This is a genomic window from Stenotrophomonas sp. YJH_SMC_119 (genome assembly GCF_059368315.1).
Genome location: NZ_JCAFRP010000011.1, coordinates 1 through 16,764, shown reverse-complemented (window position 1 = coordinate 16,764; position 16,764 = coordinate 1). Strand labels below are relative to the sequence as shown.

Genomic DNA, 16,764 nt, shown 5'->3' with positions numbered 1-16,764 from the left:
CTGTCGGAACGGCATGGACCGCTGCTGGTGGGTGTCGACCTTGGTCGACACGGTAGATCCACGCCATGCGTGGATGCTCTTCCGGCTTCGATGATGTCCATCCACGCATGGCGTGGATCTATTACCCCTTGAAACGCAAGCCCACGCCCGGCTCGGTGAACAGGTAGCGCGAATCCAGCGCTGAATCGCCCAGCTTGTGCCGTAGCTTGCCGACCAGGATGCGCAGGTAATGGGTGTCGTGCTGGTGGGTCGGGCCCCAGATTTCCTGGAGGATCTGCGGCTGGGTCACCACCCGCCCGGCATTGCGCAGCAGCAGCGACAGCAGCGCGTACTCCTTGCGGGTCAGCGCCACCGGCTCGCCATCCAGCGCCACTTCGCGGCGTACGAGATCCACATGCAGATGGCCATCGTCGAACACCGGTGGCGTGCCGTCGCTGGGCACGCTGCGCGTGCGCAGCAGCGCCCGCACCCGCGCCATCAGCTCCTGGGTGCCGAACGGTTTGGTCACGTAGTCATTGGCGCCGGTATCCAGTGCGCGCACCTTTTCGGCTTCACCCGCACGCACGGTCAGCATGATCACCGGCACCTGGCTCCACTGCCGCAGTTGCTCCAGCACCTCATGGCCTTCCATGTCCGGCAGGCCGATGTCCAGGATCACCAGGTCCATGTCCTCGCTGGCCGCCAGCTGCAGGCCTTCCTGGCCGGTGGCCGCCTGCCGCACCTGGTAGCCCTGCGCGCGCAGGCTGATGTCCAGGAACCGGCGGATCTGGGTTTCATCATCGATCACCAGCACGCGCGGGGCCGGCGCGCTGGCGTCAATCGGAGTCGGGCTCATCGTGGGAGGCTGGCTTGAGCAGGGGCAGGGTGATGCGGATCAGGGTACCGCGACCGTCGCGTCCGGGCAGCGCCTGCACGATGCCGCCATGCGCACCGACCATGCCCTGGCAGATGGTGAGGCCCAGGCCGGTGCCGTGGCGGCCACGGTCGCCGCGCTCGACGCTGTAGAACATGTCGAAGATGCGCGCGCGCTCGTCATCGGGAATGCCGGGGCCGGCATCGATCACGTCGATGCGCAGCTGCCCGTCCAGTTCACGCGCCTGCACCTGCACGGCCGCATCCGGCGGTGAGAACTTGGCCGCGTTTTCCATCACGTTGAACACCGCCTGTTCGACCAGCGCCGGGTGTACCCAGATCGGCGCCAGCGTGGCCGGAATATCCAGCTCCAGCCGCACCTTGGGCTGGTAGCGCTGCAGGCGCCGCGCCGCCGAGCCGATCAGCTCGTCCACGCCGATCCAGTCGCGGTTGATCTTCAACCCTTCGTGGCCGAGGCGGGTCATGTCCAGCAGGTTCTGGATGTAGCGGTCCAGCCGCTCGCCCTCGACCAGGATGGTGTCGAGCAGGGCTCGGCGATCGGCCGTATCCATTGCCGCACCATAGCTGGCCAGGCTGTCGGCCGAGCCGATCATCGCCGCAAGCGGCGAGCGCAGGTCGTGCGACACCGAAGAGAGCAGCGCCGAGCGCAGCCGCTCGGTCTCGTTGCTGACGTGGGCCTGCTCCAGTTCGGCCACCAGCCGCGTGCGCAGCGCGGCCTGGGCGATGTCGTCGACCATCGCCTCGGCCAGCTGCCGCTGCTCGGGCAGCAGGCGCGCCTGTGCGCCGGGCAGGTAAAGGCCCGCCACGCCGATGGCGCGGTCTTCGCCATCCAGCAGCGGCAGGAACCACCACTGCGCACCGGCCAGGGTGTCGGTGAAGCGCCCGCTGGGCTGGCCGTGGCGCAGTGCCCAATCGGCGGCGGCCAAGTCGGTATCGCCCGGCTGGCTGCGGCCACCGGTTGCGGTATCGGCGCCGATCCGTAGCCACGCTGGAACGTCCATGGCCTGTTCCAGTGCATGCCGACCCGCCTGGGCCACCTCGCCGTTGCCGGCCGCGCTGGCCAGCTGCCGTCCCAGCTGCTGGCGCGCACGCGCATGTCGATTCGCCGCACGCAGCGCGATCACCTGCATGCGCAGGCGCGAGGCCAGGCGTCCGGCCACCAGTGCGGCGGCCAGGAACAGGAACACGGTGATCACGCCCTGGCGCGCGCCGATGGCGAAGGTGAAGCGCGGCGCGATGAACAGGAAGTTGTAGGCGAGGAAGCACAGGATCGCCGCCATCACCGCCACGCTGGCGCGCGTGCGTGCGGCCACCAGCACCACCGCCACGATGAACACCATCGACAGGTCGGCCATGCCGACCCAGCGTTCGGCCAGCCATGCCACCGCACAGGCCAGCGCGGTGGCGATCAGCGCCTGCACCGGTTCGTAGCTGATGCCGCGCATCGGCGGCAGCAGGCCCTCGCGGCGCGAGCGCGCACGTGCCTGTGGGGTGCTGATGATGGTGATCTCGTAATGCGCGCCGCGCTGGATCAGCTGCTGGGTCAGGGTGCGGTTGAACATCCGCGCCAGTGGACGTTCGCGGGTCCGGCCGAGCACCAGGGTCGACACGCCGTTGTGCGCGGCATGGTCGAGCAGGGCATCGGCGATGCTTGATCCGTGCAGCAGTTCGGCGTCGCCGCCGAGGCGGCGTGCCAGGGCGAACGCAGCATCGATCTCGCGCCGGGTCGCCTCGTCCTGGCGTCGGCCCTGCACGGTCACCACCGTCCACGGCGCATCGCGGCGTTCGGCGATGCGCCGCGCCACCCGCACCAAGTATTCGCTCTGACCGCCGCCATCAATGGCCACCAGCACGCCACGACGCAGTGGCAGGTTGCTCTCGCCGCGCGCGGCGCGCGCTTCACGCAGGCTGCTGTCGACGCGGTCGGCGGCCTCCTGCATGGCCAGCTCGCGCAGTGCGGTGAGGTTGGCCGGCGAGAAGAACGCCTGCAGCGCCTGCGCGGCCTGTTCGGGCACATAGACCTTGCCCTGCTGCAGGCGCGCGATCAGCTCGCGCGGCGGCAGGTCGACCAGCACGATGTCATGCAGGCGGTCGAGCACCCCATCCGGCACGGTCTCGCTGACCCGCACACCGGTGATGCGCATCACCACGTCATTGAGGCTTTCCAGATGCTGGATGTTGACCGTGGTCCAGACGTCGATGCCGGCGTCCAGCAGCTCCATCACATCCTGCCAGCGCCGCTCGTGGCGGCTGCCGGGTGCATTGCGATGGGCCAGTTCGTCCACCAGCACCAAGGCCGGATGCCGTGCGAGCACGGCATCCAGGTCCATCTCCTGCAGGGCATGGCCGTGGTAGGCCACGTCCTTCAGCGGCAGCTGTGGCAGCCCCTCCAGCAGCGCCTGGGTATCGGCACGGCCATGGGTTTCCACCAACCCGACCACCAGGTCGACGCCGCGACGCAGCTGTTCCTGCGCGCGGGTCAGCATGGCGTAGGTCTTGCCCACGCCCGGCGCCGCGCCGAGGAACACGGTCAGCTTGCCGCCGGCTTCGCGTTGCAGGCCTTCGACCAGGGCATCGGCCTGGCGGGTACGCGCATCAGTCATGGGTGCCATTGTGCGCGCAGCCGGTGCAGGCCGGCATCACGGCGCCTTGGGCGCGTGGTCCAGCGCGAAGTTCAGCGTCACCACGTTCACCCGCGGCTGGCCGAACAGGCCCCACTGGCGACCTTCGGTATGCGCCTGCACCAGTGCCTGCACGCGTTCCACAGGCAGGCCACGGGCACGCGCCACGCGGGCCACCTGCAGCTGCGCCGCGGCCGGCGACAGTTGCGGATCCAGGCCGCCGGCGGACTGCGTGACCAGGTCCGCCGGTACCTGCGCCGCGGTGACGCCTTCGCGCGCGGCCACCGCCGCGGTGCTGGCGGCGACGCGCTCGGCCAGCGCCGGGTTGCTGCGCGCCATGTTGGAACCGGCTGCCGCCATCGGGTCGTAGTTGGCCGCCGACGGACGTGCCTGGAAGTAGCCGTCACCGGTGAACGGCTGCGACAGCCACGCCGAGCCGCGCACCTGGCCATTGCCATCGCGCAGCAGGCTGCCCTCGGCCTGGGTCGGGTAGGCCAGGCCGGCGAAACCGGTGGCGATGCCGGCGTAGACCGCACCGGCCAGCAGCAGGGTGGCCAGGCCCAGGCCGATCACCGGGCGCCAGCTGGCGCCATCCTGCAGGCTGGCCACGCGGGCCTCGGCCTTCGGTTCGCGCGACAGGGAAGTGGAGGTGGAAGCAGAACGGTTCATGCGCCGAATACCAGGACAAGAAGGAGGTCGATCGCCTTGATCGCTGCGAACGGCAGCAGCACGCCGCCGAGGCCGTACACCAGCATGTTCCGGCGCAGCAGCGCCGTTGCGGTGGCCGGGCGGAAGCGCACGCCACGCAGGGCGAGCGGGATCAGGGCGGGAATCACCAGGGCGTTGAAGATCAGCGCCGCCAGCACCGCGTTGCGCGGGCTCGACAGCTGCATCACGTTCAGTGCGGCCATGGTCGGAACGGCCGCGGCGAACAGCGCCGGCAGGATCGCGAAGTACTTGGACACGTCGTTGGCCAGCGAGAAGGTGGTCAGCGCGCCGCGGGTGATCAGCTGCTGCTTGCCTACTTCCACCACTGCCAGCAGCTTGGCCGGGTCCGAATCGAGGTCGACCATGTTGCCGGCCTCCTTCGCCGCCTGCGTACCGGAGTTCATCGCCAGGCCGATGTCGGCCTGGGCCAGTGCCGGGGCGTCGTTGGTACCGTCACCGACCATCGCCACCAGACGGCCACCGGCCTGCTCCTGGCGGATGCGCGCCAGCTTGTCTTCCGGTCGCGCCTCGGCGATGTAGTCGTCGACACCGGCTTCGGCAGCGATCGCGGCGGCGGTCAGCGGATTGTCACCGGTGATCATCACCGTGCGGATGCCCATCGCCCGCAGCTGCGCGAACTTCTCGCGCATGCCGTGCTTGACCACGTCCGACAGTTCGATCACGCCCAGCACGTGGCGGCCCTCGGCCACCACCAGCGGGGTGGCACCGTTGCGTGCGACCTGCTCGACGCGGCCGGCCAGTTCAGCCGGTACATTGCCGCCCAGCGCCTGTACGTGGGCACGGATCGCATCGGCGGCACCCTTGCGGATCTGCCGCCCATGTTCAAGATCCACGCCGGACATGCGGGTCTGCGCACTGAACGCCAGGTACTCGGCGTGGTCCGGTTCAGCGGTGGCGCAGCCCTGTTCGCGCGCCAGGCGCACGATCGACTTGCCTTCCGGGGTCGGGTCGGCCAGCGAGGACAACAGCGCCGCTTCACGCAGCTGGCTGGCATCGATACCGGCCAACGGATGGAAGTGGCTGGCCTGGCGGTCGCCGTAGGTGATGGTGCCGGTCTTGTCCAGCAGCAGCACGTCCACGTCTCCCGCGACTTCCACCGCCTTGCCCGACTTGGCCAGCACGTTGGCGGCCAGCGCGCGGTTCATGCCGGCGATGCCGATGGCCGGCAGCAGGCCGCCGATGGTGGTCGGGATCAGGCAGACCAGAAGCGCGATCAGCAGCAGCGGGTCAACCTGCACGCCTACCGCCGCGCCAATGGCCGGCAGCGTCGCCACCACCACCAGGAAGGTCAGCGTCATCGCCGCCAGCAGCAGGGTCAGTGCGATCTCGTTCGGCGTCTTCTGCCGGTTGGCGCCTTCCACCAGCGCGATCATCCGGTCCAGGAAGCTGTGGCCCGGCTCGGCGGTCACCCGCACGATGATCTGGTCGGACAGCACCTTGGTTCCGCCGATCACACCGGATCGGTCGGTACCGGCCTCGCGCAGCACCGGTGCCGATTCGCCGGTCACCGCTGCTTCGTTGATGGTGGCCAGGCCCTGCACGATCTCGCCATCGGCCGGTACCAGCTCACCGGCACTGACGATCACATGGTCGCCCGGGCGCAGCTCGGCGGCTGGCAGCTGGGTTTCCGCGGCACCCGGCTGCGGTGCGGCCAGGCGGCGCGCCACCAGGTCCTGGCGGGCGCGGCGCAGCGATGCGGCCTGGCCACGGCCACGTGCTTCGGCCACGGCTTCGGCAAAATTGCCGAACAGCACGGTCACCAGCAGGATCGCGGTCACCGCCAGGCCAAAGCCCAGCGGCGCATTGCCGGTCAGGGTGACGATCGCGGCCACGATCGTGCCGGCCATCACCACCGCCATCACCGGGCTGCGCACCAGATGCATCGGCGACAGCTTGCGCACTGCCTCGACCAGTGCGCGGCGCAGGCCTGCGCCATCCAGCAGGGCAGGGCGCGGTGCGAGGGAACTACGGGTTGAACTTGCGTGGGTACTCATTGCGATGTCCTCAGTGCAGTCCCAGGCTCAGGTGGTCGGCGATCGGGCCGAGTACCAGCGCCGGCATGAACTGCAGCACGGTCAGGATGACGATCACCGAGACCAGGGTCAGGGCGAAGGTCGGCGTTTCGATCTGCAGGCTGCCGGCAGACTCCGGCGCCTGGCGCTTGGCAGCCAGCTGTGCGGCCACCACCAGCGGGATGATCAGCAGCGGGAAGCGGCCGAGCAGCAGCACCAGCGAGCAACTCAGGTTCCACCACAGCGTGGCGTCACCCAGCCCTTCGAAGCCCGAACCGTTGTTGGCATAGGCCGAGACATACTCGTAGAACACCTGGCTGATGCCATGGAAGCCGGGATTGGAGGTGCCGGCCAGGCCGGGTACGGCCAGGGTGATCGCGGTGAACACCAGCAGGGTGATCGGCTGCAGCAGCACCAGCAGGGCCAGCAGGCGTACCTGTGGCGTCTCCAGCTTGCGGCCGAACAGTTCCGGCGTACGCCCGGTCATCAACCCGGCCAGGAACACGCCCAGCAGCAGGTACACGATGAACTGCTGCAGGCCGCAGCCGATACCGCCCCAGATCGCGCTGACCAGCATGTTGACCATCGCGATGCCGCCACTGAGCGGCGCCAGCGAATCGTGCATGCCGTTGACCGAGCCGTTGGAGACCTGGGTGGTCACCGCCGCCCACAGCGCAGTGCCGTCGGCGCCGAAGCGCACTTCCTTGCCTTCCATCAGCAGCGGGGTGGCGGCGCTGGCGCTATGCCCTTCGCTCCACATCATCGCGCCGGTGGACAGCAGCGACATGCCCAGCATGCAGCTGAACACCAGGGCGCCGAAGCGGCGCCGGCCGGTGAACGCGCCGATCATGAAGATCACCGCCATCGGCACCAGCAGGATGCCGACGATCTCCAGCGCGTTCGACAGCGGGGTCGGGTTCTCCAGCGGGAAGCTGCTGTTCGGGCCATACCAGCCGCCGCCGTTGGCGCCCAGCTGCTTGGCCGCGACCATCGCCGCGACCGGGCCCAGCGGAAGTTTCTGTTCGGCCATGCCAGCGCTGGCATCGATCGGCGTAGCCTGTGGCCCACCGGCGATCGTCGACGGCACGCCCTGACTGGTCAGCACCAGCGTCCACACCAGGCACAGCGGCAGCAGGAAGCGCACGCACAGGCGCACCACGTCCACGTAGTAGTTGCCCACCGCCACCTGGCGGTCATCGCCGGCCCCGGTGGTCGCCGCAGCCTGCGGCGCACGCGAGAACAACGCGCGCAGCGTCGCCACCGCCAGCGCCAGGCCCATCATCGGCGTCACCACCTGCAGGCCGGTGATGCCGGTCATCTGCGAGAAGTAGGACAGCTGCGCCTGGCCCGAATAGTGCTGCTGGTTGGTGTTGGTCAGGAACGAGATCATCGTGTGCAGCGCGGTGTCCCAGCGCATGTTCGGGATCTGGTCCGGGTTCAACGGCAACCAGGCCTGGGTCATGAACACCGCCTGGGTCAGCACCGCGACCACCACGTTGCTCAGCACGAAGGCCAGCACATAGCCGCGCCAGGACATGGCGCGCGATGGATCTACGCCGAGCACCTTGTACAGCGGCTTCTCTATCCAATGGAACAGCACGTCGACCTTCATCGGCGTGCCGCGCATCACGCGCGCCAGGTACAGGCCCAGCGGCCACGCCAGCAGCAGGCTGGCGGCAATAATCACAAGCATCTCAGTCATGGCCGGCTCCGCTCAGAACGACTCGGGCCGCAGCACGACATAAAGGAGATAGGCGGCGGCAACCAGCACCAGCACGCCACACAACAACGACAGCCAGGGGGACATTGCAATAGCGTCCTGGTGGAACCCCTCCACCTCAGGCCGCCATCGTCGTCCTACCCCCCATAAACGCACTACGCGCCGGACCGGGCCGACGCGTAAAGAGTGCATAAATTCCGTGGGCCAACCCGTAACCAGGCCCGGGGTAGCGCCGGGCCATGCCCGGCGGAGGCAGCGCCGTCAGCCCGCCGGAGTGTCCGCCGGCACCAGCCCCTTCAGCTCGCGATAGCGCTGCAGGGTGCTGTCGATCTCGGCCTTCAACGCCTGCTGCTGCTGCACCAGCCCGGCCTGCAAGCGCTGCTGCGCCTGCAGCTGCGCATGCCGCTTGCGGATCGCCTCGGCCTGCTTGTCGGCCACCTTGGCGCCGGCCAGCTCGCGGTCTCCCGCCGCCGACAGCAGCGCCACCAGCGACTCACGCAGGCTGGTGACGTTGTACTCGGCGGTCTTCAGGTTGTTGTCCAGCACTTCCTGGCGCTCGGCAAACACCCGGCGCAGGTCGGCCTCGCTGCCGTAGGTGGACAACATGGCCTGCTCGGTGCGCTGGCGGGTCTGCTCGGCCATCAGGTCCAGCTGTTGCTGCTGCGCAGCCGTGCTGGCAGCGGCACGCTCCTCGTCGGTCAACGCGCGCTGGACCTGCGCATTGCGCAGGCCCGTGCTCGCATTGAATTCCTCGCGGGCATGGTTGACCGCGTCGGCCGGCAGCGAATCACTGCAGATCCGCTCCTTGCCCTCGTTCCAGCAGTACAGCTTCTTTTCCGCCTTGCCGCTGTCGCGCGACTGCGCCGGTACGGTGAACGGCACGACCAGCAGCAGGCCGGCGAAGAGGACAGCAGGAACTCGGGACATGACCTTTCCCCTGGGTCGGTCAGCGGATCGAACGAACGCCGTACTGGGCCCGGTAGGCTTCCAGCGGCTGCCGGTAACCCACAAGTTCCGGGTTGCCGGAGGCGAAATCAAGCAGATCGGCCAGCGATGCCACGGCGATCACCGGGATACCGGCTTCTTCGGCCACCGACTGCGCGGCAGAACGGCGGTCGGTCTCCGAAGCGATCTCCTGGCGGTCCAGTGCCACCACGATGCCGGCCGGGGTGCCACCGGCGGCGCGGATGATGCCCAGCGCTTCGCGGATCGCCGTACCGGCGGTGATCACGTCGTCGACGATCAGCACGCGCTTGCCCTGCATGTCGGCGCCGATCAGCTGGCCACCCTCGCCATGGTCCTTGGCTTCCTTGCGGTTGAACGACAGCGGCAGGTCGCGGCCGCGCTGGGCCAGCTCGCAGGCCATCGCGGTGGCCAGCGGGATGCCCTTGTAGGCCGGGCCGAACACCACGTCGTACTTGATCCCGCTGGCATCGATGGCATCGGCATAGCACGCGCCGAGCTGGGACAGCAGCGAGCCGGAGTCGAAGCGCCCGGCGTTGAAGAAATAGGGGCTCAGCCGGCCGGACTTGAGGGTGAACTGGCCGAAGCGAAGGGCGTCGGCGGTCAGGGCCAACTGCAGGAAACGGTGGCGGTGGTCGCTCATCAAAACTCGATTCATCTTCATTTGGAGCACAAATCCTAATCCAGCTGGGCGTTTCGCGCTCGTCCGGCCCCGTGTGAAGGCGCTGGCGGGCCCACCCGGCGGACTGCGCAGCCCTGCAGTCAACCGGTATGCTTGCCCGGTTTCCCGCCGTAGGTCTTCCGCATGCGCATCATCAGTTTCAACGCCAATGGCATCCGTTCCGCCGCGACCAAGGGCTTCCTCGACTGGTTCCGTGCCCAGGATGCCGATGTCCTGTGCATCCAGGAAACCAAGGCCCAGGAAGACCAGCTGAGCGACCCGATGTTCCGCCCGGACGGCCACCACTGCTTCTACCGCGACGCCATTACCAAGAAGGGCTACAGCGGCGTGGCGATCTACAGCAAGCGCGAGCCGGACCAGGTCATCACGTCGCTGGGCTGGGCCCCGTTCGACGACGAAGGCCGCTACATCGAGGCACGCTACGGCAACCTCAGCGTGGTCTCCTTCTATATCCCGTCCGGCAGCTCGGGCGACCTGCGCCAGGGCTTCAAGTTCGAAGTGATGGAATGGCTGCGGCCGATCCTGGAGGAGTGGGCGCGCAGCGGCCGCGACTACGTGCTGTGCGGCGACTGGAACATCGTGCGTTCGGCGCTGGACATCAAGAACTGGAAGTCCAACCAGAAGAATTCCGGCTGCCTGCCGGAGGAACGCGACTGGCTCAACGCCCTCTGCGCCGACCACGGCCAGGCCACCGATGTCGCCGCCGGTCGCGGCTGGGCCGATGCCTACCGCCTGCTCAACCCCACCGGAGAGGACTACACCTGGTGGAGCAACCGTGGCGCCGCCCGTGCCAACAATGTCGGTTGGCGCATCGACTACCAGTTCATCACCCCGGGCCTGCGTGACCGCCTGCGAAGCTGCTCGATCTACCGCGACGAGCGCTTCTCCGACCACGCCCCGTTCACCGTGGACTACGACCTGTGACCGAGGCTGCCAAGCCGCGCCGACCGTGGCAGCAGGTGTTGTCCAACCTGAGCCAGCGCAAGGTGCTGGCGATGCTGCTGCTCGGCTTCAGTTCCGGCCTGCCGATCTATCTGGTGGGCAACACGCTCGGCTTCTGGATGCGCAAGGAAGGCATCGAGCTGAGTACGATCGGCTTCCTGTCATGGGTCGGGCTGGCCTACACCATGAAGTTCCTGTGGGCACCGATCGTCGACAAGACCGACGTGCCTCTGTTCGGCCGCTTTGGCCGCCGCCGTGGCTGGATGCTGCTGTCGCAGCTGGTCGTGGTGGTGGGCCTGGTCGGCATGGCGCTGGTCCAGCCCAAGGGGGGCCAGATCCAGTTCCTGGGTATCGCCTGGCAGCACATCGTCGTGTTCGGCGTGATGGCCGTGATCGTAGCGTTTGCTTCGGCCACCCAGGACATCGTCATCGATGCCTGGCGCATTGAAAGTGCTGACAACAGCGAGCAGCTTGGACTGCTGACCTCATCCTCGGCACTGGGCTACCGCACTGCATTGCTGGTCACCGATGCGCTGATCCTGATCATCGCGGCCCGTGTCGGCTGGCAGGTTTCCTACGAGATCATGGCCGTGCTGATGGCGCTTGGCGTGGTGGCTGTGGTGATGGCCCGCGAACCCGCGCGGGAAGTGGCTGCCGTGCAGGCGCAGGCGACCTCGCTGTGGACACCGCGCGGATTGTTCGACGCCGTAGCGGGACCGTTCATCGCCTTCGTCCGCGAGCATCGCAGCGGCGCGATCCTGATCCTGGTGGCCATCAGCGTCTATCGCATGGCCGACTTCGTCATGGGACCGATGGCCAACCCGTTCTACGTCGATCTCGGCCTGGACGAAGATACCGTGGGCGCGGTGCGTGGTTCGGTCGGGCTGGTCGCGACCTTCGTCGGTATTGCCGCAGCGGGCCTGGTCTCGGTCCGCTGGGGGGTGCTGGCGGCGCTGATGGTAGGCGCCGTGCTGGGGCCGGCCTCCAACCTGGCGTTTGCCTGGCTGGCCTATTCCGGCCCGGACACAACCCATTTCGCCGTGGCCATGGCAATCGACAACTTCGCCAGCGGCTTCGCCGGTACGGCGCTGATCGCCTACATGTCGAGCCTGACCAGCATCGGATACACCGCCACCCAGTACGCGCTGCTCAGCTCGTTCTACGCGATGCCCGGCAAGGCGCTCAAGGGGCTCTCGGGGTGGTCGGTACAGACGCTCGCACAGGGCCGGACGCTGCTGGAAGGCTACGCGCTGTTCTTCGTCGGTACCGCGCTGGTGGCGATCCCGGTGGTGATCCTCTGCGCCCTGCTGATCCTGCAGCAGCGCCGTCGCCAGGCCGCCGGCTCGACCTGATTGCCTGCCCGCCCGGTCTGCGGGATCATCGCCCCGACGCGCCGAGGGGGCGGTGCCTTGCGAACGGGGAAGTGAGCATGGCCGACGTTGTGCTGCGGGACCTGGACCCGCTGCTGCTGGAACGTATCAAACGCGTCGCGGTCGCCCGCGGCTGGACCCACGAACAGACCTGTGCCGCCTTGCTGGAGCAGGGCCTGTTCAGCAGTGAACTGGAAGTCCGCTCCGGCTTCGGCGATCCGGAAGTGGATGCCCTGTCCGATGCCATTGCCGCCCTGCAGGCCTTGCCCGCAGGGCAGGGCTTCGATTAGCGGCCGCGCCGCAATGCTGTAGAGACGAGCCCACGTCCGGCTGCCCGGTAGATCCACGCCACGCGTGGATGGCGCCACCTCACGCCAGGTGGATCGCACCCAGGATCCGCGGGCCCTTAGCTCCGGTCACGCTTGGCAGGTTGCCGGCCAGCCCGTCCATCGTCCGCTGCGCCAGCCATGCGAAGCCCATTGCCTCCACGTACTCCGGGTCCAGCCCGTGCACGGCGCTGGATTCCACCTGCACGTCCGGCAGCCGGGCCGCGAGGCGCTTCATCAGTTGCCGGTTGCGTACCCCGCCGCCACAGACCAGCAGGCGGCGGGTCTGCGGCTGCTGCGCCAGCAGCGCATCGGCCACCGTTGCCACGGTCAGCTCCAGCAGGGTCGCCTGCACGTCGGCCGCCGCGTACTGGCCCTCGGCCATGTGCGCCTCGGCCCAGGCCAGGTGGAACTGCTCACGGCCGGTGCTCTTCGGCGGCGGCAGCGCGAACCACGGGTCCGAGCGCCAGCCCGCCAGCAGGCCCTCGTCCACCGCGCCGCTGGCGGCGTACGCGCCGTCGGCATCAAAGGTCCGGCCGGTGTGGCGCTGGCACCAGGCATCCATCAGCGCATTGGCCGGGCCGGTATCGAAGCCACGTACCGCACCTTCGCGCGGAATCAGGGTCAGGTTGGCGATACCGCCCAGATTGAGCACGGCGCGGTCTTCGTCGGCCGTGCCCAGCATGGCCAGGTGGAAGGCCGGCATCAGTGGCGCACCATGGCCCCCGGCCGCCACGTCGCGGCGGCGGAAGTCGGAGACCGTGGTGATCCCGGTCAACTCGGCGATGCGGTTGCCGTCGCCCAGCTGCACGGTGAAGGCGGGGTCGGCCAGCGGCCGGTGACGCACGGTCTGCCCATGCGAGCCGATCGCGCGCACCTGGCTGCGGTCCACGCCAGCCTCGGCCAGCAGCTGGTTGGCGGCCCCGGCGAAGCTGATCGCGATCCGGGCGTCCAGCTCGCCCAGCTCCTCCAGCGAATCCAGTGGACCACCTTCGCCCAGCGCCACCAGCCGTGCACGCAGCACCGGCTCCCAGCGGGCGGTCAGGCCGTGCACGAAGCGGCAGCCTCCGCCGGCAGGAAACTGCACCAGCGCGGCATCGATGCCGTCGGCACTGGTGCCCGACATCAGGCCAAGGTACAGGGGGGCGTCAGTGTCGGCAGTCGTGTTCATGGCGGGCATAAAAAAAGGACGCGGCAAGCTTGTGCTGCCGCGTCCTTCTTCGTCAACGCAGGGGCTCAGCCGCGCTTGCGGCCGATGCTGCTCTTGTCCTTGGCGCTGGCCACCTCGGGGGCGGCCTCGTCGCGGCTGGTCGGTGCCGGGCTGGCATCGGCGTAGATCAGCTTCTCCATGCCCTGGATGCGGGCCATCGCCGGCGCGGTCTGCGCGCGGAAGGCGGCCAGCTCGGCGCCCTTCAGCGGCTCCGGCGGCGGCATGGTCACGGTCAGCGGGTTGCGGTGCTCGCCGTTGACGCGGAATTCGTAGTGCAGGTGCGGGCCGGTGGCCAGGCCGGTCGAGCCGACATAACCGATCACCGTGCCCTGGGCCACCCGCTGGCCGGTCTTGATGTTCGCAAAGCGCGACATGTGCCCATACAGGGTGGTGTGGCCACGGCCGTGGTCGAGGATCACCACGTTGCCGTAACCGCGCTGCACGCCGGCGAACTGCACGCGGGCGTCGCCGGCGGCCATGATCGGGGTGCCGGTGCGCGCGGCGTAGTCCACGCCCTTGTGCATGCGCATCTTGCCCAGCACGGGGTGCTTGCGCGCACCGAAGGTCGAGCTCAGCCGCGCGAACGGGATCGGCATGCGGATGAAGCTCTTCTTCAGCGAACGGCCGTTGATGTCGTAGTACTCGGACTTGCCGTTGCGGTCGAAGCGGAAGCCAGAATAGGTCTTGCCACCGGTGGTGAAAGTCGCCGCCAGAATCTTGCTGGTGTCCACCTTCTCGCCTTCGCGCCAGGTTTCATCCATCACCACGCTGAAGCGGTCGCCCGGCTGCAGGTCCTTCGAGAAGTCGATGTCGTACTTGAAGATGTCGTCGGTCATCGTCGCGATCGCCGACGGCGACAGCCCGGCGCGGCGGGCCGCGGCATACAGCGAGCTGGTGATCTCGCCACTGGTGACCACCGTGCGCGTGGAGGTCTCGCGCTTGGTCACCTTCTCCTTGATGTCGTCACCGGCCAGGCTCAGCTCCACCCGGTTGTCGGCATCGCGGTCGAAGCGGATGCTGCGCAGGTCGCCGGACAGCGGCATGTCGAAGGCGATCTCGGCGCCCGGGCGAAGCTTGGTCAGCGCCTCGCGCGCGCCCGGGTGGTCCAGCACCCGGTGCAGGGTGGTCGCCGGGATACCGGCCTTGTCGAACAGATCGCTCAGGGTCTGGCCGCGTTCCACGCGCAGCACCTGCCAGCTGTCACCGGGCACCTGCTGCTGGCGGGCCATGGCCAGCGGCGGCAACGGCAGTGCCAGGCTGGTATGGCTGTCGGCAAAGGGGGCGTCGATGGTGTGCGAGAAGCCCGGCACGATCGTCGCCACCAGGGCGCCGATGGTCGCGAACAGGCTGGCATGCATCCAGTGGCGCCGGGTCCAGCGCTCGTTGAAGGCGGCGGGAAGATGTTGCCTGAGCTTCCGATGCAGGGCGTTGTCGTGCAGGACGTGGAGGCGTTCCTGGAAGCGCTGCTTGCGTGCGCGCCCTTGTTCGGAATTGTGCATCGGCGGTTTTTTCCTGGTGGCCCGGGAGCGGGGGCCTGATCGCCGGTTACCATAGACACCTGAGAAAACCGCGTCAAACCCTTGTGCCCATTGGCTTTTGTGAAGCCAATCGGGTTAACTTTGCTTTAACACCCCACACAAGAATCGGCGTTGCCGGGAGTAGTCACGTGTCCTCGATTGAAGAAGCCCTTGCCCAGATCGGCCGTGGTGCCGACGAGATCCTCAAGCTCGAGGATCTGCGTGCGCGCCTGCAGGAGGGCCGCCCGCTGCGGATCAAGGCCGGCTTCGACCCCACCGCGCCCGACCTGCACCTGGGCCACACGGTGCTGCTGAACAAGATGCGCCAGTTCCAGGACCTCGGCCACCAGATCATTTTCCTGATCGGCGACTTCACCGGCATGATCGGCGACCCGTCCGGCAAGAGCCTCACCCGCAAGCCGCTCAGCCGCGAGGACGTGCTGGCCAACGCCCGTACCTATGAGGAGCAGGTGTTCAAGGTGCTGGACCGCAGCCGTACCGAAGTCCGCTTCAACTCGGAGTGGTTCGGCAAGATGGGCGCGGCCGACATGATCCGCCTGGCCGGCCAGCACACCGTGGCACGCATGCTCGAGCGCGACGACTTCGCCAAGCGCTACGCCGCCCAGCAGTCCATCGCCATCCATGAGTTCCTGTACCCGCTGGTGCAGGGCTACGACTCCGTGGCCCTGGAGGCCGACGTGGAGCTGGGCGGTACCGACCAGAAGTTCAACCTGCTGATGGGCCGTGGCCTGCAGGAGCACCACGGCCAGAAGCCGCAGGTGGTGCTGACCATGCCGCTGCTGGAGGGCCTGGACGGCGTCAACAAGATGTCCAAGTCGCTGGGCAACTACATTGGCATCAGCGAACCGGCCATCGACATCGTCACCAAGACCATGAAGGTGGACGACACCCTGATGTGGCGCTGGATTGAGCTGCTGTCCTTCGACATCAGCCAGGCCGAAGCCGTGCAGCTGCGCGAGCAGGTGGCCACTGGCGGCCTGAACCCGCGCGTGGTCAAGCTGCGCCTGGCGCGTGAACTGGCGACCCGCTTCCACGACGCCGCAGCGGCCGAGCAGGCGATTGCCGGCTGGGAAGCGGCGGTAACCGGGCAGGGCGACATCACCCAGCTGCCGCTGCAGGACGTGGCGATCCCGGTCGAAGGCCTGCGTATCGCTGCGCTGCTGACCGCGGCCGGCCTGACCCCGAGCAACTCCGAAGCCAACCGCAAGCTCAAGGAGCGCGCGGTCAAGGTGGACGGTGAGGTGGTCGAAGACGGCCAGCAGGTGCTGCAGCCGGGCTTCGAAGGCCTGTTGCAGGTCGGCAAGCGCACCTTCGCCCGCGTACGCCTGGTCGCTGGCTGAGACAAAGGAAGGGCCGGCGCAGCCGGCCCTTCCTTATGCTCTTGCAGAGCCAAGCCCACGCTTGGCTTGCTGTTCGAGCGGTCCTCCCGCAGCGCGACGGATGAACGGATGCAACATCCGGTGAAAAAAATCGCCACACCCCCTTCACAAACGATGGGAATAGGGACATACTTCTCCTCCCCCGTCGCAGGGGTCGCCACCAAGGGGCTTCAGCGGCAACAGGGCGCCCTCCACCGCCGAACGAGATGATCGAACGAAGGTGTTGACGGACTGAAAAAGTCTGGCATAATGGGCGGCTCGCTACGAAGGAAACTTCGCAGCACACGGGAACGGCGCTGAGGCCACTTCCCCGGATCTTTGAAAGTATGCGCAGGTATCTTGTGAAGGCGCCTGCAGGAAGGATGATTGTCCATCTTGCAGACGTTTGATCAAGCAACT

General features: G+C 67.9%; 14 protein-coding genes. 4 read left to right on the top strand and 10 right to left on the bottom strand.

Going from position 1 to position 16,764, the window contains the following annotated elements:
- Positions 1 to 121: 121 nt before the first annotated feature.
- The 8 genes from AC5P6S_RS15670 to pyrE all read right to left on the bottom strand — a co-directional run bounded on the left by AC5P6S_RS15670 (position 122) and on the right by pyrE (position 9,561).
- On the bottom strand, positions 122 to 835 hold the full coding sequence (locus tag AC5P6S_RS15670; RefSeq protein WP_005412001.1) for a response regulator transcription factor: 714 nt from the start codon (positions 833 to 835) through the stop codon (positions 122 to 124).
- The gene (locus AC5P6S_RS15665; RefSeq protein ID WP_099561763.1) at positions 816 to 3,476 is read right to left on the bottom strand and encodes an ATP-binding protein; all 2,661 of its coding nucleotides are present in this window, start codon (positions 3,474 to 3,476) and stop codon (positions 816 to 818) included. The genes AC5P6S_RS15670 and AC5P6S_RS15665 overlap by 20 nt, the downstream gene beginning before the upstream one ends.
- A 36-nt stretch (positions 3,477 to 3,512) precedes the next feature.
- Entirely contained in the window at positions 3,513 to 4,163 is a 651-nt protein-coding gene (gene kdpC, locus AC5P6S_RS15660; RefSeq protein ID WP_049459891.1) for a potassium-transporting ATPase subunit KdpC, read from the bottom strand.
- On the bottom strand, positions 4,160 to 6,217 hold the full coding sequence (gene kdpB / locus AC5P6S_RS15655) for a potassium-transporting ATPase subunit KdpB (RefSeq protein ID WP_005412004.1): 2,058 nt from the start codon (positions 6,215 to 6,217) through the stop codon (positions 4,160 to 4,162). Before kdpB ends, kdpC begins: the two co-directional genes overlap by 4 nt.
- A 10-nt stretch (positions 6,218 to 6,227) precedes the next feature.
- A complete protein-coding gene (gene kdpA / locus AC5P6S_RS15650; protein WP_012478921.1) occupies positions 6,228 to 7,937 on the bottom strand; it encodes a potassium-transporting ATPase subunit KdpA in 1,710 nt (569 codons plus the stop codon).
- A gap of 12 nt (positions 7,938 to 7,949) precedes the next feature.
- Positions 7,950 to 8,042, bottom strand: a complete 93-nt coding sequence (locus tag AC5P6S_RS15645; RefSeq protein ID WP_005407770.1) for a potassium-transporting ATPase subunit F — start codon at positions 8,040 to 8,042, stop codon at positions 7,950 to 7,952.
- 174 nt (positions 8,043 to 8,216) lie between these two features.
- The gene (locus AC5P6S_RS15640; RefSeq protein ID WP_049418611.1) at positions 8,217 to 8,882 is read right to left on the bottom strand and encodes a hypothetical protein; all 666 of its coding nucleotides are present in this window, start codon (positions 8,880 to 8,882) and stop codon (positions 8,217 to 8,219) included.
- Between the two features lie 19 nt (positions 8,883 to 8,901).
- A complete protein-coding gene (gene pyrE, locus AC5P6S_RS15635; protein WP_005407772.1) occupies positions 8,902 to 9,561 on the bottom strand; it encodes an orotate phosphoribosyltransferase in 660 nt (219 codons plus the stop codon).
- 162 nt (positions 9,562 to 9,723) lie between these two features.
- Between pyrE and AC5P6S_RS15630 the strand changes: the two genes are divergently transcribed.
- The 3 genes from AC5P6S_RS15630 to AC5P6S_RS15620 all read left to right on the top strand — a co-directional run bounded on the left by AC5P6S_RS15630 (position 9,724) and on the right by AC5P6S_RS15620 (position 12,202).
- Positions 9,724 to 10,524, top strand: coding sequence for an exodeoxyribonuclease III (locus tag AC5P6S_RS15630; RefSeq protein ID WP_024956358.1), 801 nt, complete (start codon positions 9,724 to 9,726; stop codon positions 10,522 to 10,524).
- Positions 10,521 to 11,894, top strand: coding sequence for an AmpG family muropeptide MFS transporter (locus tag AC5P6S_RS15625; protein ID WP_005412009.1), 1,374 nt, complete (start codon positions 10,521 to 10,523; stop codon positions 11,892 to 11,894). The genes AC5P6S_RS15630 and AC5P6S_RS15625 overlap by 4 nt, the downstream gene beginning before the upstream one ends.
- Positions 11,895 to 11,971: 77 nt before the next feature.
- Entirely contained in the window at positions 11,972 to 12,202 is a 231-nt protein-coding gene (locus AC5P6S_RS15620) for a hypothetical protein (RefSeq protein ID WP_005407775.1), read from the top strand.
- A 79-nt stretch (positions 12,203 to 12,281) separates the two neighbouring features.
- Here the strand turns inward: AC5P6S_RS15620 and AC5P6S_RS15615 are convergent, their stop codons facing one another.
- On the bottom strand, positions 12,282 to 13,409 hold the full coding sequence (locus AC5P6S_RS15615; protein ID WP_005412010.1) for an anhydro-N-acetylmuramic acid kinase: 1,128 nt from the start codon (positions 13,407 to 13,409) through the stop codon (positions 12,282 to 12,284).
- 65 nt (positions 13,410 to 13,474) lie between these two features.
- The gene (locus tag AC5P6S_RS15610) at positions 13,475 to 14,947 is read right to left on the bottom strand and encodes a M23 family metallopeptidase (protein ID WP_049396553.1); all 1,473 of its coding nucleotides are present in this window, start codon (positions 14,945 to 14,947) and stop codon (positions 13,475 to 13,477) included.
- Positions 14,948 to 15,114: 167 nt separating this feature from the next.
- Between AC5P6S_RS15610 and tyrS the strand changes: the two genes are divergently transcribed.
- Positions 15,115 to 16,326: a tyrosine--tRNA ligase gene (gene tyrS / locus AC5P6S_RS15605; RefSeq protein ID WP_024956356.1), complete on the top strand. Its 1,212-nt coding sequence runs from the start codon at positions 15,115 to 15,117 to the stop codon at positions 16,324 to 16,326.
- Positions 16,327 to 16,764 lie beyond the last annotated feature (438 nt).